The sequence below is a fragment of the Geodermatophilus sp. URMC 64 genome, from assembly GCF_053502555.1.
In genome coordinates this window covers 1,648,326-1,669,643 of the sequence record NZ_CP199955.1, presented here as the reverse complement: position 1 = coordinate 1,669,643, position 21,318 = coordinate 1,648,326, and the positions used below count along the sequence as shown (strand labels likewise).

Genomic DNA, 21,318 nt, shown 5'->3' with positions numbered 1-21,318 from the left:
GGTGGTGGGCGAGCGTAGCCACCGCGCGTGTCACCAGCGGAGGTCTCGAATGAGAAAAGTGTGACCGCGGTCTCCCGTTCGATGTCACGCCGATGTTTCCGGTTTATGACGGTTGTGTAACCGACGCGGCCCTCCGGAGGACCAGGCTGTCGTGCCATCGCCGTCCGCCCGGCAGTTCCGCTGCCGCCGCCCCGGAGGTCGCCCATGGCCACCCTCTCCACCTCGTCCGCCGACTCGGCCGAGCACCATCGCCTCACCGGCCGGCTCGGCCCGGGCGCCATCGTGTTCATGGTGGTCGCCGCCGCCGCGCCGCTGACCGTCATCGCCGGCTCGGTGCCGATCGGCATCGCGGTCGGCAACGGCGCCGGCTACCCGGCGATGTACGTCGTCGCCGCGATCGTGCTGTTCTTCTTCGCCGTCGGCTTCACCGCGATGACCCGGCACGTGCCGAACGCCGGGGCGTTCTACTCCTACATCGGCACCGGCCTCGGCCGCGGCGCCGGGCTCGGCAGCGCGCTGGTCGCGCTGATCAGCTACATCACCGTGCAGGGCGCCGTCTACGGGTACATCGGCTTCCTGCTCGGCGACCTGATCAGCGGGTACGGCGGGCCGTCGCTGCCCTGGTGGGTCTGGACGTTCGTCGTCCTGGCGATCACCGGGCTGCTCGGCTACCGGCACATCGAGCTGTCGAGCAAGGTGCTCGGCGTCCTGCTGGTCGCCGAGATCGCGATCGTGCTGGTCATGAACGCCGGGATCATCGGCCACGGCGGCGGTCCCGAGGGCTTCTCGACGGCGATGTTCCAGCCCTCGCAGATCCTCTCCGGCTCGCCGGGCATCGGGCTGATGTTCGCCATCGCCGGGTTCATCGGTTTCGAGGCGACGGCGATCTTCCGCGACGAGGCCCGCGACCCGAACCGCACCATCCCGCGCGCCACCTATCTCGCCCTGGCTCTCATCGGGGTCTTCTACACCGTCTCGTCGTGGGCCATCGTGACTGCGTGGGGCGACAGCTCGATCGTCGGGCAGTCCGCGGCCGACCCGGGCGGCATCGTGGTGAACACGGCCGCGCAGTTCGTCGGCACGGCGGCCGCCGAGATCATGCAGGTGCTCTTCGTCACCAGCTTGTTCGCGGCGATCCTGTCGTTCCACAACGTGCTGTCCCGCTACATCTTCTCGCTGGGCAACACCGGCGTGCTGCCCGTGATCTGCGGCCGCAGCCACGACCGGCACGCCTCGCCGCACGTCGCCTCGGTGATCACGACCGCGGTCGGCGCGCTGCTCATGGCGGTCTGCGCGATCGCCGGTCTGGACCCGGTGCTGGAGATCTTCACCTGGCTGGCCGGGATCGCCAGCGTCGGCATCGTCCTCCTGATGCTGCTGGCCTGCCTGGCCGTGCTCGTCTTCTTCCGGCGCACCGGTCTGGACCGCCGGCCGTGGCACTCGCTGATCTCGCCCACCCTCGGCCTGGTCGGCCTGGGCCTGATCCTCGTGCTGCTGGTCAAGAACCTGCCGCTGCTCATGGGCGGCAACACCGCCCTCGGGGTCGGCGCCGGCGTGCTGCTCGCCGTCGCCCTGGCCGCCGGCTGGGCGCTCGCCAAGGCCCGTCCGAACGCCGCCCGCAACCTCACCACGGCGTCCCTCGTCGACAACGCACCGCAGATCTAGAGGAGAGAACCCCATGACCATCACCGCTCCGCGGTCCACCGCCACCCACCCGTTGTCGCGGATGACGCCCGAGGAGATCACCGCCGCGCGCGGGATAGTCGAATCCGCCGGGTTGCTCAACGAGAGCACCAAGTTCGTCTACGTCGGCCTCGACGAGCCGCACAAGCGCGACGTCCTCGACTGGTCCCCCGGCGACCCGATCGAGCGGCGGCTGCGCGTGCTGCTGCTCGACCGCGCCACCGGCGGCGGCCGCGACCTGTCGGTCTCGGTCACGCAGGGCACCGTCGTCCGGAACATCGAGATCGACGCCGTCGCCGACGGCCAGGTGCCGATCCTCGACGCCGAGTTCGAGGCGATCGAGCCGATCCTCGCCCAGGACGAGCGCTGGATCGCCGCGATGGCCAAGCGCGGCCTCGACGTCGCCAAGGTGCGCGCCGTCCCGCTGTCGGCCGGGTCGTACTTCCCCGAGGAGTACGGCCACCGCACCGTCCGGGTGCTCGGCTTCCACCAGGCCGACGAGGCCGACCTGCCGTGGGCGCACCCGGTGGACGGCGTCGTCGCCTACGTCGACATCACCCGCGGGGTCGCGACGGCGGTGCACGACCACTTCGACCTGCCGGTGCCGGCCGAGCGCGGCGACCTCGACCAGGCCACGCATCCCCACGCGGTCCGCGACCTCAAGCCGCTCGAGATCACGCAGCCCGAGGGGCCGAGCTTCACGGTGGAGGACGACGTCGTCCGCTGGGCCGGCTGGGAGTTCCGGGTCGGCTTCGACCCCCGTGAGGGCCTCATCCTCAACCAGCTCTCCATCGACGGGCGCTCGGTGGTCTACCGCGCCTCCATCGCGGAGATGGTCGTGCCCTACGCCGACCCCTCGCCGGTCCGGTTCTGGCAGAACTACTTCGACACCGGCGAGTACCTCTTCGCCCGGTACACCAACTCGCTCGAGCTCGGCTGCGACTGCCTCGGCGAGATCCACTACTTCGACGCGCTGCTCGCCGACGAGGAGGGCAACCCGCGCACCATCACCAACGCCATCTGCCTGCACGAGGAGGACTACGGCGTCGGCTGGAAGCACACCGACCTGTTCAACGGCATGGTCGAGACGCGCCGCTCCCGCCGGCTGGTGATCAGCTTCTTCACCACGATCGGCAACTATGACTACGGCTTCTACTGGTACCTCTACACCGACGGCACGATCCAGCTGGAGAGCAAGGCCACCGGGATCGTGTTCACCTCCTCCTACCGCGGCGACGAGCACCCCTACGCCACGGAGATCGCGCCCGGTCTGGGTGCGCCGTTCCACCAGCACCTGTTCTCCGCGCGGCTGGACATGGCGGTGGACGGGCAGCGCAACACGGTGCACGAGGTGGACGCCGTCCGGATGCCGATGGGCGACGACAACCCGTACGGCAACGCCTTCCGGCGCCGGCTCACCCCGCTGACCCGCGAGTCGGAGGCGCAGCGGGTCACCGACGCGACGGTCGGCCGCACCTGGCACGTGCTCAACACGTCGAAGACCAACCGGCTCGGCCAGCCCGTCGGGTACGCGCTGCACCCGCAGAACTCGCCGGTGCTGCTGGCCGACGAGCAGTCCTCGATCCACCAGCGGGCGACGTTCTCGACCAAGAGCCTCTGGGTGACCGAGTACGACCCGGCCGAGCGGTATCCGGCGGGTGACTTCGTCAACCAGCACCCCGGCGCCGGCGGCCTGCCGTCGTTCGTGTCGGACGACGCCTCTCTGGAGGACGCCGACGTCGTCCTGTGGCACACCTTCGGGCTGACCCACTTCCCGCGGCCCGAGGACTGGCCGGTCATGCCGACCGACTACACCGGGTTCACCCTCAAGCCGGTCGGCTTCTTCGACCGCAACCCGGCCCTCGGCGTGCCGCGGTCGACGTCGTCCCACTGCGCGCACGAGGGATGACGAGCGCGGTCGCGGCCGCCCGGCCGGGGGTCCTCCCCCTCGGCCGGGCGGCCGCCCTGCTCGCCCTGGCCTCCGCCGCGGTTCACCTGCTGCAGATGAGTGCCGGATCGCTGGGTGCGCTGCTCATGGCGGTGATGGCGCTGGCCTGCCTGCCCTGCGCCTGGCACCTGTGGCGCGCCCCGACGGCGGCGGTGTGGGGGCTGACCGCCGCGGTCGACGCCGGGATGCTGCTGCTGCACGCCACCCTGATGGCGCAGCACCCGGGGCACCACGGCGCCGGTGGGCCGATGTGGGCCGGCACCGCGCTCGTCGCCAGTCAGCTGGTGCTGGCCGGCGCCGCCCTCGTCCGGCGTCGGCGCGCGTAGAGCGAGTTCTGCGGTCTTCCGCATCCTCGTGCGGTCGTGCATCGCCGCCGAAGCGTGCGGAACACCGCAAGAGCACGGGCGGGGGGCCGGTTCAGGAGGCGGTGAGTGCGGCGAGGTCGCGCTCGGCGAAGCGGCGGTGCTCGCAGTGCTCCTCGAGCACCACGCGGAAGCACTCCCCGACCGTGTGCGTCTCCTCGCCCCAGGCCGGCACGGGCGTGGCGGTGCGCGGCTCGTCGAGCTGCGCGTCGGTCACCTCGGCGAGGGCCCGGCGCACCCGCGCCCGCCGGTCGGCGAAGAGCGCCGCCGCCTCGGCGGACGAGGGGCGGGCCGCGGGGTCGAGGCCGATCGACGGCCACTCCTCCGGGGCGAGGTCGGTGGGCGGCACGCCCAGCGGGGAGAACGGGGCCGGCTCGCCGTGCAGCCACCCGTTCACCCACGTGTCGACGGCGAAGACGAGGTGGCGCCGCGTCTCGACGAACGACCACTCGCCGCCGACCCGCTCGTGCAGCGCCGCCTCGGGCTGCCGCCCGGCACGGGTGAGCGTGTCGTCCCACAGGCCCTCGAGCTCCCGCCAGACGGCGCGCAGGTCGTCGGCGGTCCGGGCCGCGCGCAGGCGCACGCGCTCCGGGTGGCGCCGGTCGAGCTCGGCGGCGACGTAGCCGCTGACGTCGACGTCGTCCACGACGACGCGGCCGGCCCGCCCGTCGAACCCGGAGACCACCAGGCCGTCCACCATCGAGCTGACGATCCGCACCTCCCGCATGTCGCAGTCGCGGAAGGTCGCGCCGCAGAGGTCGGCGTAGTGGAAGGAGGCGCCGCGGAACGCGCGGGTGTTCGCGTGCACCTGCGGCGACGTCGTCCCGACGGTCAGCGGGTTGCCCTCACGCCTGCTCGCCGTCCGCGACCGGACGGCCCTCGTGCACCGTGCCGGGCGCGATCGGTTCCTCCTCGAAGCTGCCGACCTCCTCGACCAGCTCGGGCTTGCGGGCGCGCTCGACCGCGAACCAGGCCAGGCCGAGGACGACGAGCCCCACGAAGATCCACGGCATCAGGTTCAGCGGGTAGGGCGGGATCGGGATCACGTTCTTGTAGAACACGTACAGCAGAGCCGCGACGACGACGACCGACAGCACCGCGGAGAGCGGGTTGAACTCGTCGCGCTTGCGCAGGAAGAACGGCAGCGCGACGCCCATCAGCAGGTAGCCGAGCATGTAGCCGAACGTGCCGATGGTGCCGATGTAGGTGAACACCTCCAGCGAGCTCACGCCCGTGGCGACCCAGACCGTCGGCACCACGATCACGACGGGGGCGATGACGCCGATGGCCACGTGCGGGGTCTTGTGCGTCGGGTGCGCGCGGCCCAGCGCCCGCGGCAGGACGTCCTCCTCGCCCATCGTGTAGAGGATGCGCGACGCGGCGTTGATGCAGGCGATCGTGACCGCGAAGAAGGAGGCGGTGACGCCCAGGTCGACGAGCCACGAGACGCTGCCCAGCCCGTACTGGTCGGCCAGGTCGCTGATCGGCGCCGTGCTCGCGCTGAGCGCCTCCGGCTGGCCGAAGCCGAGCACCATCGTGTAGGCGGCGAAGACGTACAGCACGCCGACCAGCACCGCGCTGCCCAGCACGGCACGGGGGATCGCCCGGTGCGGGTTGCGGGCCTCCGCGCCCAGGCTGGCCGCGCTCTCGAAGCCGACGAAGCCGAGCACCCCCAGCACGATGCCGAAGGTCACGCCGTCGAACGACAGGCCGTCGAGGGTCAGCTGCGAGGTCGCGCCGCCGGCCGGGTCCCCGACCAGCACGCCGATCAGCACGAGGAGCACCGCGGCCACCGAGATGATCTCCAGCACGAGCCCCACGCGCGTGGAGATCTTGATCCCGATGATCGCGAACGCGGCCGCACCGATCGCGGCGATCGCCAGGATGATGCAGACGGCGAGCGTGCTGGACGTCGGCAGCCCCAGCTGGCCGAGGAAGCTGCCGAAGTAGATGCCGGTGCCCAGAACGCCGAGCATCGCGATGCACGCGTAGCCGATGACCAGCCCCCACCCGGCGGCGAACGCGCCGGCCGGACCGAGCCCGCGGGCCACGTAGCTGTACAGCGAGCCCGAGGAGGCGAACCGGCGGCCGAACTGGGTGGCGACCAGCCCGACCAGGATGACGACCACGGTCGCGGCCACGTAGGACAGCCACGCCCCGTGCCCGGCGTACAGCGCGATCAGCGCGGGCGTGGTGGCCATCGCAGCGCTGGGCGCCATGCCGGCCACCGACTGCGCCAGCACGTCGATCTGGCTCATGGAGCCGTGCGCGAGCCCGGCGTCGGAGTGGACGGCGTGCGGCGCCGCCTGGTCCGCGCTCACCGGGCGGCCTGTCCAGTGGCCCCGGCGGCGTGGTGCCCGTCGCCGTGGCCGTTGCCGGTGTGGCAGGCCGGGGTCGAGCGCGGCAGGTCCAGCGCGGGGTTGCCGTCGAAGAAGCCGACCGGCTTGAGCATGAAGCCGATGTAGCTCACCGGCATGACCGGCCAGTCCTCCGGCCGGACCACGTGGTGGGCCCCGAAGGAGTACCAGACGACGAGGTCCTCGTTCTCCAGCGGGCGGTCCGCCTGCTGGTACTCCAGCAGCCCACCCGGCGAGCCGTGCTGGTTCGGGTAGTCGCCGGCGGCGTACCGCTGCTGCGGGTCGAACTGCGTGACCCACAGGTGCTTGTAGGCGAACTGGGCGCGGGCGAAGGCCTGCGAGCCCTCCTGCTGCAGGGGCAGCACGTTGTCGCCGGGCATGAGCTTGTAGCCGGTGGGCTGGCCGAGCTCGTTGGTCTCGTTCGGGTTGACGATGTACCAGACCCGGGCGACCAGCGGGTCGATCAGCCGGCGGGCCTCGGTCTCCCGGGCGAGCAGGGTCTTCTTCGCCTCCCACGCGTTGCCGTACGGGTTGTCCGGGCCGGGGGGCAGCGCTGCGGCGTCCACCTCGTAGACGGAGTTGCGTTCCCCGTCGACCTGCATGTCCAGCCGGACGTTGAAGAAGTGCTGGTGGTGCGGCCCGTACAGGCCGGGGGCGACGACGACGCCGTGCCGTGGCTGCTGGCCGTCGGCCACGGCACCGGTCGAGATGACGCCGGTCAGCTTGACCTCGTACTGGATGCTGCCGTCGGTGTAGAGGTACCAGAAGAAGCCGTACTCGTAGTTGCCGACGGTGGCGAAGCAGGAGATCACCAGCCGCCGGGCGCGGCGGACCTCCATCTTCTCGGTGCGGAAGTCGGTGTGCTTCCAGCCGACCCCGTAGTCCTCCTCGTGCATGCAGATCGCGTTGGGGATGGTGACCGGCTGGCCCTCCTGGTCGTTGGCGACCGCGTCGAAGTAGTGGATCTCGCCGAGGCAGTCGCAGCCGAGCTCCAGCGGGTTGAGCAGCAGCCCGACCCCGTACTCGCCCTCGTCGAAGACGTTCTTGATCCGGTGCGTCGGCGCCGGGTCGCCGTAGGGGATGTACATCTCCGACAGCGAGGCCCGGTAGATCACCGGACGCAGCCGGCCGCGGTCCTCGTAACCGATCTGGTGCAGCACCAGACCCTCGCGCGGGCTGTAGCCGACCCGCAGCCGCCACTTCTGCCAGCTGACGGCGTGCCCGTCGACGGTGAAGCTGGGCCCCTCGGGCTGGGTGATCTCGATCGGCCGGACGTCGTCGCGCAGGCGGGTGTGGGCGGGACGGTTGTCGTCGTCGAACATCAGCTCCGGCATGTAGTTGCCGGCCTTCGGGGGCAGCGGGACGACGCCGTGGTCGCGGACGTCGATGACCTCCATGAGGTCCAGGTCGACCAGGACGATCAGCCCCTCGACCGGGCGGGCGTAGCCGTTGTCGTCCTCACGGGAGCGCACGAAGGTCAGCGGCCGGATCAGCCGGCGTCCCTTCGGGTCCTCGATGTCGTAGCCGGCGGCCCACGGGTCGATCATCGCCAGCGAGAAGTCGGTGACCCCGCGCTTGCGCATCGCCTCCTGCCAGCGCGGGTCGGCGCGGGTGATCTCCTCGGTCTGGAAGAACTCCTCCAGCATCACGCTGGGCTGCACGTCCTCGAGCACCCGCCACGAGGTGACCGTGCCGCTCGAGAGCGAGACGATCGCCTCGATCGTCTGCTGCGCCTCGCGGTCGTAGAGGACGGCGAACCCGGCCCGGTCGGGCATCGGGCCACCGTTGCGGTCGTGCTCGAGCACGTCGGCCTTGGCCGGCTCGTGCAGCGCGACGGTCACGAACCGGACCCTGGGTCCGATCCGGCGTTCCTCGCGGACGATGTCCGCGACGCGGCGGATCTCGTCGGCACCGAGCGGCTCGAGCGGATTGTTCGTGGTCGTGCGGACGTCCGGCAGCACTGCCATGAGGAGCCTCCATCAAGGCGCCCGGGACCGACGGCTCGCGGCCCGGTCGAACGGCCGGACGCTAGCCGCGCGTTTCGGAACGCCACAAGACCGCACCGTGATCTGGACCACGCTGGGCGACCTGCGCAGATCCCGTCGGCGGGACGACGCGGGGTGACGACCCGCGCAGCGGCGTCTCGAAGGCGGCAATCCACCCGCCGTCCTCCTTCGGACGGCGCAGAGTGCGACCCACCTGCGAGCGCACCAGGAGGAGACATGCGCCAGGACGTGGAATTCCCCACCGAGGACGGCGTCACCCTGCGCGGCTGGCACTACGCCCCCGAGGGCGTGGACGGGCCCGCGCCGCTGATCGTGATGGCGCACGGGTACTCGGCGGTCAAGGAGATGTACCTGGACTCCTTCGCCGAGTACTTCGCCGCCGGCGGGCTGGGCGTGCTGGTCTACGACAACCGCAACCTGGGCGCCTCGGACGGCGAGCCCCGCGGCGAGATCGACCCATGGCAGCAGATCCGCGACTACCGGACGGCGATCACCTGGGCCCTCGGCCAGCCGTGGACCGACCCGCAGCGGATCGGCATCTGGGGCTCGAGCTACAGCGGCGCGCACGTGCTCGTCGTCGGCGCCCTGGACCGCCGGGTGCGCTGCGTGGTCTCCCAGGTCCCGCTGGTCAGCGGGCTGGCCAACGCCCGCCGGCTGATCCGGTCGGACACCTTCGCCGCGCTGCGCGAGATGTTCGACGCCGACCGCGTGGCCCGCTACGCCGGCAAGGAGCCGGGGATGATCCAGGTGGCCTGGGAGAAGGCGCCGGACGAGGCCTGCGCGCTGCCCACCGAGGACTCGCACGACTTCTTCCTCGACACGAGCCAGGAGCGGGCGCCGAGCTGGCGCAACGAGGTGACCCTGCGCTCGGTGGAGATGTTCATCGAGTACGAGCCGGGCGCCTACATCCAGGACATCTCCCCGACGCCGCTGATGATGGTGGTCGCGGCCCGGGACCACCTCACGGTGGCCGACCTGGCCCTGGACTACTTCGAGCGGGCGCGGCACCCCAAGGAGCTCGTCGTCCTGCCCGGCGGGCACTTCGAGGCCTACGTTCCGCCCGCGTTCGAGGAGAACGCCGCCGCGCAGCTGCGCTGGTTCCGCACCCACCTCACGGCATGACCTCCGTCCCCTCATCTGGTCTCGACCGGTTTCGGGAGCGCATCGCCGCGTCGAGCGCGGAGGAGGTGCTCGCCGCGGCCCTCGACCGGGCGCGGGGGATCGCCGACCTGGGCGCCTTCCTCGCGCTGGCCGAGCGGGTGGACGGCGGCGCGGGCCCGCTCGCCGGCGTCCCGCTCGCGGTGAAGGACAACCTCGACACCCGCGACTTCCCCACGACCGGCGGCACCCCGGCCCTGGCGGACTCCCGCCCGGGCCGGGACCACCGCGCCGTCGAGCGGCTGCGCGCCGCCGGCGCCGGGATCGTCGGCAAGACCAACCTGCACGAGCTGGCCCTCGGGATCACCAGCAACAACGCCGCCTTCGGCCCGGTCCGCAACCCCCACGACCCGAGCCGCTCCCCCGGCGGCTCGTCGGGCGGCTCCGCGGTGGCGGTGGCGACCGGCGTCGTCCCCATCGCCCTCGGCACGGACACCGGCGGGTCGATGCGGGTGCCGGCCGCGCACTGCGGGGTCGTCGGCTGGCGGCCGACGGTCGGCCGGTGGGGCAATGACCGCGTGGTGCCGATCTCCCGCACCCGCGACACCGCCGGCGTCTTCGCCACCACGGTCGCGGACGTCGCCGTCGTCGACGAGCTGGTGACCGGCGACCCGGCCGCCGCGCCGCCTGGCCGCCGGATCAGGCTGGGCGTCCCCCGCCGCGGCTACTTCGACGACCTGCACCCCGAGGTCGCCGACTGCGCCGAACGGTCGCTCGACCGGCTCGCCGACGCCGGGATCGACCTGGTCGAGGTGGACGTCGCCGGCGCCCACGACCTCGACGCGGAGTGCGGGTTCCCCATCGTCTTCTTCGAGATCGCCGAGGACCTCCCGGCCTACCTCGCCACCCTGCCCGGGCCGGAGCGGGAGCTGACCTTCGCCGACGTCCTGGTCCGGGTGGCCTCCCCCGACGTGCGCGGCGCGATGGAGCTGGCCGCCGGCGGCAGCTTCACCGACGAGGTCTACCGGCAGGCCCTGGCCACCCGGGAACGCCTGCGCAGCGCCTACTCGGCCGCGCTCCGCCCGATCGACACCGAGTGGCTCGACGCGCTGGTCTACCCCACGGTGCCGCTGCCCGCCCCGCCGCTCGGGGACGACGACACGACCGAGCTCAACGGGCGGCAGGTTCCGGTCTTCCTCACCACGATCCGCAACACCGGGCCGGGCTCGACGGCCGGGATGCCGGCGATCTCGCTGCCGGCGGGGACGACGGAGGCCGGCCTGCCCATCGGGATCTCGCTGGAGGCGCTGCCCGGCGACGATCCCGCCCTGCTCGCCGTCGCCGGCGAGGTGGAGGCCGCGCTGCGCTGACTCAGCCGCGGACCGCGGCGAGCCGGCGGGCGAGGAAGGCCCGCTCGGCCTCGTTGGTGGTCTGCTCGAGCGCGGTCTCGTAGGCCTGCGCAGCCTCGGCGTCCCGGCCGAGGCGGCGCAGCAGGTCCGCGCGGACGGCGGGGACGAGGTGGTAGCCGGGCAGGTCGAGGGCGTCGACGAGGGCGAGCCCGGCGGCCGGACCCTCCACCTCGGCCACCGCGACCGCCCGGTGCAGCGCTACGACGGGCGTGGGGGTCAGCGCCAGCAGCTGGTCGTAGAGGGCGACGATCTGCCGCCAGTCGGTGTCGGCGGCGGTCGCGGCGTCGCTGTGGACGGCGTTGATCGCGGCCTGCACCTGGTACGGCCCGGGGCGGTTGCGGCGCAGGCACCGCCGCACCAGCGCCTGCCCCTCCGCGATCAGGCCGGCGTCCCACCGGGTGCGGTCCTGGTCGGCCAGCAGCACCAGCTCGCCGTCCGGACCGACCCGCGCCGGGCGGCGGGACTCGACGAGCAGCATCAGCGCCAGCAGCCCGGTGACCTCGGGCTCGTCCGGCATCAGCTGCGCGAGCAGCCGACCGAGCCGGATCGCCTCGGCGCACAGGTCCTCGCGCACGAGCCCGGGCCCGGAGGTCGCCGAGTGCCCCTCGGTGAAGACCAGGTAGACGACGGCGAGGACGGCGCGCAGCCGGTCGGGCAGCTCCGCCTCGTCCGGCACCCGGTACGGGATGCGCGCGTCGCGGATCTTGCCCTTCGCCCGCACCAGCCGCTGCGCCATCGTCGGCTCGGGCACCAGGAAGGCGCGGGCGATCTCCGCGGTGGTGAGCCCGCCGAGCAGCCGCAGGGTGAGCGCGACCTGCGCAGCCGGCGCCAGCGCCGGGTGGCAGCAGGTGAACATCAGCCGCAGCCGGTCGTCGGGCACGGCGTCCTCCTCGCGCTCCTCCTGCGCGTGCAGCAGCGCCGCCTGGGCGTGCCGGTCGTCCCGCTTGGCCTCGCGGCGGAGGCGGTCGATCGCCCGGTTGCGGGCGGTGGTGATGATCCAGCCGGCCGGGCTCGGCGGGAGGCCGTGCTCGGGCCAGTGCTGCAGCGCCGCCTCGAAGGCGTCCTGCACCGCGTCCTCGGCGAGGTCGAGGTCGCCGAGGACACGGGTCAGGACGGCGACCGCGCGGCCGTGCTCCTCGCGGAAGACCCGCGCGACGCCGGCGGCGTCGGTCACTCGAAGCGTTCCCGGAACGGCCGCACCTCGATCGGCAGACCGGTGATCTCCGCCTGCCGCCGGCCCCAGTGCAGCGCCGCGTCGAGGTCCGGCACGTCGATGACGGTGAACCCGCCGAGGTGCTCCTTGCCCTCGGTGTACGGGCCGTCGGTGACGACGACGTCGCCGCGGTCGTTCGCCCGCAGGACGGTGGCGGTGCTCGCGTCGTGCAGCCCGCCGGAGAAGACCCAGGCGCCGGCCGTCTGCATCTCCTGCTGCAGCTCACCGAGCTGGGCCATGATCGGTGCGAGGAACTCGGGCGGGGGCACGATGCCGTCGGGCTGGTACATGCCGATCACGTACAGGGCCATCTCTGCTCTCCTCCTCGGTGCCGGCAGCCTGCCGGCTCACCTCCTACACGAACGGACGACGGCCGGATCGACACATGAGCGCAGATCTCGAAAGATTCCTCGACGCGCAGGACCGCGGCGGCACCTACGAGCAGGCGCTGGCCGAGCTGCGCGCCGGGCGCAAGCACGGCCACTGGATCTGGTTCGTCTTCCCGCAGGTCGCCGGGCTGGGCCGGAGCACGGCTTCGCAGTACTACGCGATCTCCGGCCTGGACGAGGCGCGGGCTTACCTCGCCCACCCGGTGCTGGGCCCACGGCTGGTGGAGTGCGCGCGGGCGCTGCTGGACCTGCCCGGCTCCGACGCGGTCGCCGTCCTGGGGTCGGTGGACGCGCAGAAGCTGCGCTCGTCGATGACGCTGTTCGCCGCCGCCGACGGCGACCCGGTGTTCGCGCAGGTGCTCGACAAGTACTTCGGCGGCACCCCCGACGAGCTCACCCTCGGCCGCCTCCTCTGACGCCGCCGCACGCGAGATGCGCGCTCTCGTGGCCTTCCCGGGCCCGGGAAGCCACGAGACCGCGGAATTGGCCAGCCTGCTCGGCGGAGAAGCAGTTCCATCGGCGACGTTCTCCCTGGCCGAGGTGTGGGCGCTGGAGGAGGCTTCCGCTGCCGAGATCGGCGACGTCCGGGCGCGGCGGCGCGCCGCGTTCGACGCCGAGCGCGCCCGCTGGAGCAGACAGTGACGTCCACCCACCCCACCACCCCGGCGACCACCACCACCCACCCTGAGTCGCGAGTCCCGGACCTCGACCAGCCGGCGTTCATCCGGCTCCTCTCCCCCGACGAGGTCACCGCCCTCGAGCCCGCGGACGACGGGCCGCTGGCCGGCCTGCCGTTCGCGGTCAAGGACAACATCGACGTCGCCGGCGTCCCGACCACCGCCGCCTGCCCGGCCCGCACCGCCCCGGCGGCCCGGTCGGCGACCGCGGTGCGCCGGCTGCTCGACGCCGGCGCGGTGCCGGTCGGCAAGACCAACATGGACCAGTTCGCCACCGGCCTGGTCGGCACCCGCTCCCCGTACGGCGCCTGCACCAGCGTCTTCTCCGCCGCGCACGTCAGCGGCGGCAGCAGCTCGGGCAGCGCGGTCGCGGTGGCGGCCGGCGTCGTCCCGCTGGCGCTGGGCACCGACACCGCGGGCAGCGGCCGGGTGCCTGCGGCGTTCAACGGCCTGGTCGGCCTCAAGCCCACCCGCGGCGTCGTCCCGACCCGCGGCGTGCTGCCGGCGGCCCCGTCGCTGGACTGCGTCACCACCTTCACCCGCACCGTGGCGCTGGCCCGCACCGCGTTCGAGGTGCTCGCCGGCCCCGACCCGGAGGACCCGTGGTCGCGGCAGCCGCAGCAGCCCCCCGGCGTGGCGGCCACCATGCGGGTGGTCGCCGTCCCGGACGGGCCGCTGGACCTCGACCCGCCGCACGCGGCGGCCTGGGAGGCGGCCCTGGCGCACGCGGCGACCGTGGCCCGGCTGGTGCCGGTCGACGTGTCGGCGTTCCTCGAGGCGGCGCGGCTGCTCTACGGCGGGCCGTTCCTCGCCGAGCGGCTGGCCGCGTTCGGCGACGAGCTCGAGCCCGACGGCCCCCACCTGGACCCGACGGTGCGGGCGATCGTGCTCGCGGCGCGGTCGATCACCGGGGCCGACGTCTACCGGGGCGAGCAGCGGCTGGCCGAGCTGCGGGCGGTCGCCCTGCGCGCCTTCGTCGGCGCCGACGCGCTGCTGCTGCCGGTCACCCCGGGGCACCCCACGCTGGCGGAGGTGGCGGCCGATCCGGTCGGCGTCAACGCCCGGCTCGGCACCTACACCAACATGGTCAACCTGCTCGACCTCTGCGCGGTCGCGGTGCCGGCCGGGCTGCGGGACGACGGGCTGCCGTTCGGCGTCCAGTTGCTGGCCCCGGCCTTCGCCGACCGGCCGCTGCTGGACCTGGCCGCGCGGTCGTGCGGCGAGCCGGTCGAGCCACCGCCGGTCAGGAGCCTGGTTGCCGTCGCCGGTGCCCACCTCACCGGGGAGCCGCTCAACCCGCAGCTGGTCGCGCTCGGCGGCCGGTTGCACGCCCGCGCCCGCACCGCCGGCGGCTACCGGATGTACCGGGTGCCCGGCCCGCTCCCCCGCCCCGGTCTCGTGCGGGACGCGGGCGGGCCGGCCGAGGGGCTGGAGGTCGAGGTGTGGGACCTGCCGGCCGCGGGGCTCGGCGAGCTGCTGCCCACGGTCGCCGCGCCATTGGCGCTCGGGCCGGTCGAGCTGGACGACGGCAGCGTCGTCCCCGGCTTCCTCACCGACCCGGGCGGCGTCGACGCGGCCGCCGACATCACCGCCCACGGCGGCTGGCGGGCGTACCGACAGGCGCGTTAGCCCGAAAAAGCACAGCCCGTTGACCCGGGGCTGAACGCGTGGCTAGCCTACTGAACATGCGTTCAGCCCCGGCTGACGACGACCTCACCGGCCGCGCCCGCATCCGCGACGCCGCGATCCGCCGGTTCGGCGCCGACGGCTTCGGCGCCTCGGTGCGCGCCATCGCCGCCGACGCCGGCGTCAGCCCCGGCCTCGTCATCCACCACTTCGGCTCCAAGGACGGCCTGCGCGCGGTCTGCGACGAGCACGTCCTGCGGGTGATCCGCGAGGCGGAGACCGACGCCTTCACGCAGCAGGCCCCCGCCGACTGGCTGCACCAGCTCGCCGCCCTCGACGAGTTCGCCCCGCTCGTCGGCTACCTCGTGCAGACCCTGCTCTCCGGCGGCGACCTGGCCGCCACGCTGCTGCGGCGCATGACCGAGGACGCCGAGCAGTACCTGGCCGACGCCGTCGCCGCCGGCCGCATGAAGCCGAGCCGCGATCCGGCGGCCCGGGCGTCGTTCCTGGTCGACGTCGGGATCGGCGCGGTCCTGTCCTTCGTCCGCCGGCACCCCCCGGTGGACGGCGACTACCGCACCACCCTGCGCGCCTACGCCGAGGCCAACTCGCTGCCCGCCCTCGAGCTCTACACCGAGGGCCTGCTCACCGATTCCTCGCTGCTCGACGCCTACGCGCAGTACCGGGAGAAGAGATGAACGAGGTCGACAACCCTGCCGTCGAGATCACCGGCCTGACCAAGTGCTTCGGCGACGTCCGCGCGCTCGACGGGCTCGACCTCACGGTCGAGCCGGGGCAGGTCGCGGGGTTCCTGGGGCCCAACGGGGCCGGGAAGTCGACGACGCTGCGGATCCTGCTGGGCCTGCTCCGGGCGGACGGCGGCAGCGCGCGGCTGCTCGGCGGCGACCCGTGGGCCGACGCCGTCGCGCTGCACCGCCGCCTGGCGTACGTGCCCGGCGAGGTGACCCTGTGGCCGAACCTGACCGGCGGCGAGGTGATCGACCTGCTGATCCGGCTGCGCGGGTGCCCCGACGGCAAGCGCAAGGCCGAGTTGCTCGAGCGGTTCGAGCTCGACCCGACCAAGAAGACGCGGACCTACTCCAAGGGCAACCGGCAGAAGGTCGCGCTGGTCGCGGCGCTGGCCGCCGACGTCGAGCTGCTGGTGCTCGACGAGCCGACCTCCGGGCTCGACCCGCTGATGGAGGCGGTGTTCACCGAGTGCATCGCCGAGGCACGCGACGCCGGCCGCTCGGTGCTGCTGTCGAGCCACATCCTCGCCGAGGTCGAGAAGCTGTGCGACACCGTGACGATCATCCGCAACGGGCGGACGGTCGAGAGCGGCACGCTCGCCCAGTTGCGGCACCTGACCCGCAACACGGTCACCGCCGTCACCCGGGGCGACCCGGCGCCGCTGGCCGGGCTGACCGGCGTCCACGACTTCGCCGCCGACGGCCGCCGGGCCACGTTCCTGGTGGACAACGAGCACCTGGACGCGGTCACCCGCGAGCTGGCCGCGCTGGGCCTGGAGAGCCTGGTCTGCGCGCCGCCGTCCCTGGAGCAGCTGTTCCTGCAGCACTACGGCGACGAGCTCGCCCTGGTCGGTGCGGAATGAGCGCCGCGACCGTCGCCGCCGTCCCCGGGTCGGTGGCGTACGCGGGCACCGGCACGCTGCTGCGCGCGGCCCTGCGCCGCGACCGGCGCCGGCTGCTGATCTGGGTGCTGTCGCTGGGCGCGCTGACCGTCTACGCCGTCGTCGGCCTCGGCCGGCTCTACGACACCGCGGCCGCCCGGCAGAGCCGGGCCGCGGTCATGCAGACGCCGGCCGGGATCATCCTCGGCGGCCCCGGCTACGGCACGGAGAACTACACGCTCGGCGCGATGATCGCCAACGAGCTCGGCCTGTCGGTGATGGTCGCGATGGCGGTGATGTCGCTGCTGCTCGTCGTCCGGCACACCCGGGCCGAGGAGGACGGCGGCAGCGCCGAGCTGCTCCTGTCGGGTGCGGTGGGACGGCGGGCTCCGCTGACCGCCGCGCTGCTGCTCATGGCCCTGGCCAACCTGGCGGTGGGCGTCGTGGTGTTCGCGGGGCTGGCCGGCTCGGGGCTCGCCGTCGTCGACTCCCTCGCCCTGGCGGTCGGCTGGGCGCTGACCGGCATCGTGTTCGGCTGCGTCGCCGGCGTGACCGCACAGGCGATGACGCAAGCGCGCGCGGCGTCGGGCTCCGCGCTCGCCGTCCTCGGGGCGGCCGCGGTGGTGCGCGGCGTGGGGGACATCGTGCAGGAGCACGGCAGCGCCCTGTCCTGGCTCTCGCCCATCGCGTGGGCGCAGCAGACCCGCGCTTTCGTGGACCTGCGGTGGGCGCCGCTGCTGCTGTCGGTGGTGCTGATCGCGGCGCTCGGCGCGGCCGCGTACGCCCTCGGCGACCGGCGGGACGTCGGCGCGGGGCTGATCGCGCCCAGCCGGGGGCCGGCCGCGGCGGCCGCCTCGCTGTCGGGCCCGCTCGGGCTGCTGGTCCGGCTGCAGCGCGGCACCGTCGTCGGCTGGGCGGTCGGGCTGGCGCTGCTCGGGCTGACCTTCGGCTCGCTGTCGAAGTCGGTGGTCGGCATGGTCGCCGACAACCCGCGGCTGCTCGAGGCCGTGGGCGCCGACGCGGCCAACCTGACCGACGGCTTCGCCGCGGCGGCCAGCACGTACTTCGCGCTCTGCGCGGCCGGCTTCGCCGTCGCCTCCGTCCTGCGGCTGCGCGGTGAGGAGTCCGCCGGCCGCGCCGAGCTGCTGCTCGGGACGGCGGTGCACCGGCGGCGGCTGCTCGGCGCCGGGCTCGCCGTCACGTCCGGCGCGGCGGCGCTGCTGCTCGTGGTCGCCGGCCTGGCCGACGGGCTCGCCGCCGCGGCGGCACTGGACGACGCCGGGCGGATCGGCGCCCAGCTGACCGCGGCGCTGGTGCAGCTGCCGGCCGTGCTGGTGATCATCGGGCTGGCCGCCGCGCTCTTCGGCGCCGCGCCGCGGTGGGCGTCGCTGTCCTGGCTGGTCGTCGTCTGGGCGCTGGTCGTGGGGTTGTTCGCGCCGCTGCTGGACCTGCCGGACTGGGCGCAGAAGCTCTCGCCGCTGGCCTGGGTGCCGAGGGTGCCGGCCGAGGAGCTCGACGTCGTCCCGCTGGCCGGGCTGCTCGTGGCGGCCGCCGCGCTGGTCGCCGTCGCGCTGGCCGGCTTCCGGGGCCGCGACGTCCCGGCCTGATCCCCGGGCTTTCTGTACCGAAAGCCCGGGGGTTGGCTCGATCCCGTACCGGGAACGCCTCCCGTCGTGAGCGAGGACGACACCGGATCGGGCTACGTCAGCGACGGCGGGGACTTCACGCGCGACTCGAACTACCTCACCGACCGCATCACCGCGGACGGGTCGAGCGGCTGGCCGGTCGAACCCGGGCGCTACCGGCTGGTGGCCGCGCGCGCCTGCCCGTGGGCGAACCGGGCGGTGATCGTCCGCCGGCTGCTCGGCCTGGAGAAGGTGCTCTCGATGGGCATGTGCGGGCCGACGCACGACGAGCGCAGCTGGACCTTCGACCTCGACCCCGGCGGCCGCGACCCGGTGCTCGGCTACGAGCGGCTGGAGGAGGCCTTCCTCGCCCGCGATCCCGGCTACGACCGCGGCATCACCGTGCCGACGATCGTCGACGTCCCGACGGGGCAGGCGGTCACCAACGACTTCGCGCAGATCACGCTGGACTTCTCGACGGAGTGGCGGGCCTACCACCGCGACGGCGCCCCCGACCTCTACCCCGAGCCGCTGCGCGCCGAGATGGACGAGGTGATGCAGCGGATCTACGCCGAGGTCAACAACGGGGTGTACCGCTGCGGGTTCGCCGGCTCCCAGCGGGCCTACGACGAGGCGTTCGACCGGCTGTTCACCGCGCTGGACCGGCTCGAGGAGCGGCTGACCGGGCAGCGCTACCTGATGGGCGGCTCGATCACCGAGGCCGACGTCCGGCTGTTCACCACGCTGGCCCGCTTCGACGCCGTCTACCACGGCCACTTCAAGTGCAACCGGCAGAAGCTCAGCGAGTTCCCCGCGCTGTGGGGCTACGCCCGCGACCTGTTCCAGACCCCCGGGTTCGGCGACACGATCGACTTCCCGCAGATCAAGGAGCACTACTACGTCGTCCACGCCGACATCAACCCGACGCAGATCATCCCGAAGGGGCCGGACACGTCGGTCTGGCTGACTCCGCACGGGCGGGAGGAGCTCGGCGGCCGCCCGTTCGGCGACGGGACCCCGCCGGGACCGCCGTCCGAGGACGAGACCGTGCCCGCCGACCACGGCCCCGGCGGCCTCCCCCATCGGTGACCAGCGCGCTTTAGCCCGATAAAGCACCGGTGCTTTATCGGGCTAAAGCACCCGGATGCGGAGGCGGCGGAAACCGCGGCCCTTGTTCTCCATCTTGGTGACCTCGACCCGGCCGACCATCGCCGTCGACGCCACGTGGGTGCCGCCGTCGGCCTGGGTGTCCAGGCCGACGATGTCGACGATGCGGACCACCTCGATGTCCGGCGGCAGCAGGTTGGTCGCGGTGCGGATGATGTCCGGGATCGCGAACGCCTCCTCGCGCGGCAGGGTCTTCACCTCGATCGGCCGGTCGGCGGCGATCTCGGCGTTGACCGCCTCGGCGACCCGCTCCTTGAAGTCCGGCGGCACCTCGGCGAGGTCGAAGTCCATCCGGGCGGTGAGCGGCTCCATGTTGCCGCCGGTGACCAGCGCGCCGAAGTCGCGGAAGACGACACCGGTGAGCACGTGCAGCCCCGAGTGGGTGCGCATGAGCGCGGTGCGCCGCTCGTCGTCGAGTGCGCCGCGCACCGGAGTGCCGGGCGGCGGCACCGGATCGCCCTCGACCGGGATCAGGTAGAGCTCGTCGCCCTTGCGGGTGCCGGCGATCCGCGTGCGGACCCCGCCCCACAGCAGCACGCCCTCGTCCGGCGGCTGGCCGCCGCCGCCCGGGTAGAAGGCCGACCGGTCGAGCACGATGCCCTGCTCGGGGTCGACCGCGAGCACCGTCGCGTCCCACTCGCGCACCGTCGCGTCGACGAGGTCCAGCCGATGGGTGTGGGTCTCTCCGGGCATGCGGTGCATGTTGCCCGCCGCGGGGCGGGACGAGGACAGTGACCTCCGCGGCGGTGCCGCAGGGGCGTCGCCGATCCCGGGGAGGAGCCGCGGCATGTACGCCCGATCCACCACTCTGCAGGGGAACGCCGGCGCGGTCGACGATCTCATCGCCTACGTGCGCGACGAGGTGATGCCGCGGGCCGAGGCCGCGGACGGCTTCGTCGGGATGTCGATGCTGTGCGACCGGGAGGCCGGCCGCTGCATCGTCACCACGGCCTGGGCGACGGAGGAAGCCATGCGCGCCAGCGGCGAGGCGCTGCGCGACACGCGGACGCGCGGCGCGGAGATCATCGGCGCCCCGAAGCCCCAGGTGGAGCAGTGGGAGATCGCCGCGATGCACCGGGTCCGGGAGACCGGGGACGGCGCGTGCGCCCGCGTGATCTGGTGCCAGGCCCAGCACGGGGCGCTGGACCGGATCCTCGAGGCCTGGCGGACGACGATCCCGCCGCAGCTCGAGCAGATGGACGGCTTCTGCGCGGTCAGCGTGCTGGTCGACCGCGACTCCGCCCGCGCGGTGGCCGCGGTCAGCTACGAGAGCCGCGCGGCCATGGACCGCTCGGCCGAGCGGGGCCTGGCCCTGCGCGACCGGTTCGCCGCCAGCCACGGCTTCGACATCACCGACGTCGCCGAGTTCGACATCGTGCTCGCCCACCTGCGGGTGCCCGAGCTGGTATGACGGAGCATTGCCACCCTCCCGCCCCGGCGAGGATCGTGTGCCCCGCGGCGATGCCGCAGGGGCGTCGCCGGGTCCGGGAGAGGAGCTGTGCGCATGTACGCCCGATCCACCATCGTGCGAGGCAACCCTCAGCGGATGGACGACGAGATCGCCTACGTCCGCGACGAGGTCATGCCGGCCCTGCAAGGCATGAGCGGCTGCGTGGGCGTGTCGATGCTCTGCGACCGCGACGCCGGCCGCTGCATCATCACCTCCGCGTGGGCCGACGAGACCGCGATGCACGCCACCGAGCAGAGCGTCGTCGACTACCGCCGGCGGTGCGCCGAGATCATGGACGGCGAGTACGAGACAGAACCATGGGAGATCGCGGTCATGCACCGGCTGCACGAGGCGCCCGAGGGTGCCTGCACCCGGGTGATCTGGGGCCGGCGCAGCCCCGAGCAGATGGACAGCAACCTCGAGGACTTCCGCATGTCGATGCTGCCGCGGATGGAGGAGCTGCCCGGTTTCTGCAGCGTCAGCCTCATGGTCAACCGGGCCAGCGGGCGGACGGTCACCTCGGTCACCTACGCCAGCCGGGAGAAGATGCGGCACGCCACCGAGATGGCCGAGGCCATGCGGGAGGAGTTCGCGCGAGCGGTGAGCATGGAGCTCACCGACATGGCCGAGATGGACCTCGTCCTGCACCACCTGCGGGTCCCCGAGATGGTCTGAGAA

The 21,318-nt window shown here is 73.3% G+C and carries 20 protein-coding genes; 14 read left to right on the top strand and 6 right to left on the bottom strand.

The annotated features are described in order from the left end of the window. The first annotated feature begins 204 nt into the window (after positions 1-204). From ACWIYF_RS08265 to ACWIYF_RS08255, 3 genes are read left to right on the top strand one after another with little or no spacing between them, the layout of a single operon-like run. Positions 205-1,665 carry an APC family permease gene (locus ACWIYF_RS08265; protein ID WP_448627639.1) on the top strand — a complete coding sequence of 487 codons (1,461 nt, stop codon included), beginning with the start codon at positions 205-207 and terminating at the stop codon, positions 1,663-1,665. A gap of 13 nt (positions 1,666-1,678) precedes the next feature. Then, the gene (locus ACWIYF_RS08260) at positions 1,679-3,592 is read left to right on the top strand and encodes a primary-amine oxidase (protein WP_448627638.1); all 1,914 of its coding nucleotides are present in this window, start codon (positions 1,679-1,681) and stop codon (positions 3,590-3,592) included. Beyond that, entirely contained in the window at positions 3,589-3,957 is a 369-nt protein-coding gene (locus ACWIYF_RS08255) for a hypothetical protein (protein WP_448627637.1), read from the top strand. Before ACWIYF_RS08260 ends, ACWIYF_RS08255 begins: the two co-directional genes overlap by 4 nt. A 91-nt stretch (positions 3,958-4,048) precedes the next feature. Here the strand turns inward: ACWIYF_RS08255 and ACWIYF_RS08250 are convergent, their stop codons facing one another. From ACWIYF_RS08250 to ACWIYF_RS08240, 3 genes are read right to left on the bottom strand one after another with little or no spacing between them, the layout of a single operon-like run. Continuing rightward, positions 4,049-4,801 (bottom strand): DinB family protein, encoded by a 753-nt coding sequence (locus ACWIYF_RS08250; protein WP_448627636.1) that lies wholly within the window; start codon positions 4,799-4,801, stop codon positions 4,049-4,051. A 37-nt stretch (positions 4,802-4,838) separates the two neighbouring features. Then, a complete protein-coding gene (locus tag ACWIYF_RS08245) occupies positions 4,839-6,314 on the bottom strand; it encodes an APC family permease (protein ID WP_448627635.1) in 1,476 nt (491 codons plus the stop codon). Further along, the gene (locus ACWIYF_RS08240; RefSeq protein ID WP_448627634.1) at positions 6,311-8,317 is read right to left on the bottom strand and encodes a primary-amine oxidase; all 2,007 of its coding nucleotides are present in this window, start codon (positions 8,315-8,317) and stop codon (positions 6,311-6,313) included. The genes ACWIYF_RS08245 and ACWIYF_RS08240 overlap by 4 nt, the downstream gene beginning before the upstream one ends. Before the next feature lie 255 nt (positions 8,318-8,572). On the opposite strand from ACWIYF_RS08240, the gene ACWIYF_RS08235 reads away from it, so the two are divergent. Next, the gene (locus tag ACWIYF_RS08235; protein WP_448627633.1) at positions 8,573-9,478 is read left to right on the top strand and encodes an alpha/beta hydrolase; all 906 of its coding nucleotides are present in this window, start codon (positions 8,573-8,575) and stop codon (positions 9,476-9,478) included. Further along, positions 9,475-10,824: an amidase family protein gene (locus tag ACWIYF_RS08230; RefSeq protein WP_448627632.1), complete on the top strand. Its 1,350-nt coding sequence runs from the start codon at positions 9,475-9,477 to the stop codon at positions 10,822-10,824. Before ACWIYF_RS08235 ends, ACWIYF_RS08230 begins: the two co-directional genes overlap by 4 nt. 1 nt (position 10,825) lies before the next feature. On the opposite strand, the gene ACWIYF_RS08225 is transcribed toward ACWIYF_RS08230, so the two are convergent. Together ACWIYF_RS08225 and ACWIYF_RS08220 are read right to left on the bottom strand one after the other, a co-directional pair. Then, on the bottom strand, positions 10,826-12,037 hold the full coding sequence (locus ACWIYF_RS08225; protein WP_448627631.1) for an RNA polymerase sigma factor: 1,212 nt from the start codon (positions 12,035-12,037) through the stop codon (positions 10,826-10,828). After that, positions 12,034-12,387, bottom strand: coding sequence for a YciI family protein (locus ACWIYF_RS08220; protein WP_448627630.1), 354 nt, complete (start codon positions 12,385-12,387; stop codon positions 12,034-12,036). Before ACWIYF_RS08220 ends, ACWIYF_RS08225 begins: the two co-directional genes overlap by 4 nt. A gap of 74 nt (positions 12,388-12,461) precedes the next feature. Between ACWIYF_RS08220 and ACWIYF_RS08215 the strand changes: the two genes are divergently transcribed. From ACWIYF_RS08215 to ACWIYF_RS08185, 7 genes are all read left to right on the top strand, one after another. Further along, the gene (locus tag ACWIYF_RS08215) at positions 12,462-12,881 is read left to right on the top strand and encodes a DUF1810 domain-containing protein (protein WP_448627629.1); all 420 of its coding nucleotides are present in this window, start codon (positions 12,462-12,464) and stop codon (positions 12,879-12,881) included. A 16-nt stretch (positions 12,882-12,897) separates the two neighbouring features. Next, positions 12,898-13,107, top strand: coding sequence for a hypothetical protein (locus tag ACWIYF_RS08210; RefSeq protein WP_448627628.1), 210 nt, complete (start codon positions 12,898-12,900; stop codon positions 13,105-13,107). Further along, the gene (gene atzF / locus ACWIYF_RS08205; protein ID WP_448627627.1) at positions 13,104-14,771 is read left to right on the top strand and encodes an allophanate hydrolase; all 1,668 of its coding nucleotides are present in this window, start codon (positions 13,104-13,106) and stop codon (positions 14,769-14,771) included. The genes ACWIYF_RS08210 and atzF overlap by 4 nt, the downstream gene beginning before the upstream one ends. A gap of 56 nt (positions 14,772-14,827) precedes the next feature. Further along, positions 14,828-15,466 carry a TetR family transcriptional regulator gene (locus ACWIYF_RS08200; protein WP_448627626.1) on the top strand — a complete coding sequence of 213 codons (639 nt, stop codon included), beginning with the start codon at positions 14,828-14,830 and terminating at the stop codon, positions 15,464-15,466. After that, positions 15,463-16,380 carry an ATP-binding cassette domain-containing protein gene (locus tag ACWIYF_RS08195; protein WP_448627625.1) on the top strand — a complete coding sequence of 306 codons (918 nt, stop codon included), beginning with the start codon at positions 15,463-15,465 and terminating at the stop codon, positions 16,378-16,380. Before ACWIYF_RS08200 ends, ACWIYF_RS08195 begins: the two co-directional genes overlap by 4 nt. Continuing rightward, positions 16,377-18,005 (top strand): ABC transporter permease, encoded by a 1,629-nt coding sequence (locus tag ACWIYF_RS08190; RefSeq protein WP_448627624.1) that lies wholly within the window; start codon positions 16,377-16,379, stop codon positions 18,003-18,005. Before ACWIYF_RS08195 ends, ACWIYF_RS08190 begins: the two co-directional genes overlap by 4 nt. 66 nt (positions 18,006-18,071) lie before the next feature. Next, positions 18,072-19,112 carry a glutathione S-transferase family protein gene (locus ACWIYF_RS08185; protein ID WP_448627623.1) on the top strand — a complete coding sequence of 347 codons (1,041 nt, stop codon included), beginning with the start codon at positions 18,072-18,074 and terminating at the stop codon, positions 19,110-19,112. 42 nt (positions 19,113-19,154) lie between these two features. Here ACWIYF_RS08185 and ACWIYF_RS08180 read toward each other — a convergent pair whose 3' ends face one another. Continuing rightward, positions 19,155-19,883: an alanyl-tRNA editing protein gene (locus tag ACWIYF_RS08180; protein WP_448627622.1), complete on the bottom strand. Its 729-nt coding sequence runs from the start codon at positions 19,881-19,883 to the stop codon at positions 19,155-19,157. Between the two features lie 94 nt (positions 19,884-19,977). On the opposite strand from ACWIYF_RS08180, the gene ACWIYF_RS08175 reads away from it, so the two are divergent. Beyond that, positions 19,978-20,601 carry an antibiotic biosynthesis monooxygenase family protein gene (locus ACWIYF_RS08175; protein WP_448627621.1) on the top strand — a complete coding sequence of 208 codons (624 nt, stop codon included), beginning with the start codon at positions 19,978-19,980 and terminating at the stop codon, positions 20,599-20,601. Between the two features lie 135 nt (positions 20,602-20,736). Next, on the top strand, positions 20,737-21,315 hold the full coding sequence (locus ACWIYF_RS08170; protein WP_448627620.1) for a hypothetical protein: 579 nt from the start codon (positions 20,737-20,739) through the stop codon (positions 21,313-21,315). The last annotated feature ends 3 nt before the right edge of the window (positions 21,316-21,318 follow it).

What these genes read in the sequence shown, in the direction of transcription:
- ACWIYF_RS08260 (WP_448627638.1), top strand. Translation starts at nt 1,679, where the DNA reads ATGACCATCACCGCTCCGCGGTCCACCGCCACCCACCCGTTGTCGCGG.
- ACWIYF_RS08210 (WP_448627628.1), top strand. Translation starts at nt 12,898, where the DNA reads ATGCGCGCTCTCGTGGCCTTCCCGGGCCCGGGAAGCCACGAGACCGCG.
- ACWIYF_RS08175 (WP_448627621.1), top strand. Translation starts at nt 19,978, where the DNA reads ATGTACGCCCGATCCACCACTCTGCAGGGGAACGCCGGCGCGGTCGAC.
- ACWIYF_RS08235 (WP_448627633.1), top strand. Translation starts at nt 8,573, where the DNA reads ATGCGCCAGGACGTGGAATTCCCCACCGAGGACGGCGTCACCCTGCGC.
- ACWIYF_RS08190 (WP_448627624.1), top strand. Translation starts at nt 16,377, where the DNA reads ATGAGCGCCGCGACCGTCGCCGCCGTCCCCGGGTCGGTGGCGTACGCG.
- ACWIYF_RS08180 (WP_448627622.1), bottom strand. Translation starts at nt 19,883, where the DNA reads ATGCCCGGAGAGACCCACACCCATCGGCTGGACCTCGTCGACGCGACG.
- ACWIYF_RS08240 (WP_448627634.1), bottom strand. Translation starts at nt 8,317, where the DNA reads ATGGCAGTGCTGCCGGACGTCCGCACGACCACGAACAATCCGCTCGAG.
- ACWIYF_RS08265 (WP_448627639.1), top strand. Translation starts at nt 205, where the DNA reads ATGGCCACCCTCTCCACCTCGTCCGCCGACTCGGCCGAGCACCATCGC.
- ACWIYF_RS08230 (WP_448627632.1), top strand. Translation starts at nt 9,475, where the DNA reads ATGACCTCCGTCCCCTCATCTGGTCTCGACCGGTTTCGGGAGCGCATC.
- ACWIYF_RS08255 (WP_448627637.1), top strand. Translation starts at nt 3,589, where the DNA reads ATGACGAGCGCGGTCGCGGCCGCCCGGCCGGGGGTCCTCCCCCTCGGC.
- ACWIYF_RS08170 (WP_448627620.1), top strand. Translation starts at nt 20,737, where the DNA reads ATGGACGACGAGATCGCCTACGTCCGCGACGAGGTCATGCCGGCCCTG.
- ACWIYF_RS08200 (WP_448627626.1), top strand. Translation starts at nt 14,828, where the DNA reads ATGCGTTCAGCCCCGGCTGACGACGACCTCACCGGCCGCGCCCGCATC.
- ACWIYF_RS08220 (WP_448627630.1), bottom strand. Translation starts at nt 12,387, where the DNA reads ATGGCCCTGTACGTGATCGGCATGTACCAGCCCGACGGCATCGTGCCC.
- ACWIYF_RS08215 (WP_448627629.1), top strand. Translation starts at nt 12,462, where the DNA reads ATGAGCGCAGATCTCGAAAGATTCCTCGACGCGCAGGACCGCGGCGGC.
- ACWIYF_RS08195 (WP_448627625.1), top strand. Translation starts at nt 15,463, where the DNA reads ATGAACGAGGTCGACAACCCTGCCGTCGAGATCACCGGCCTGACCAAG.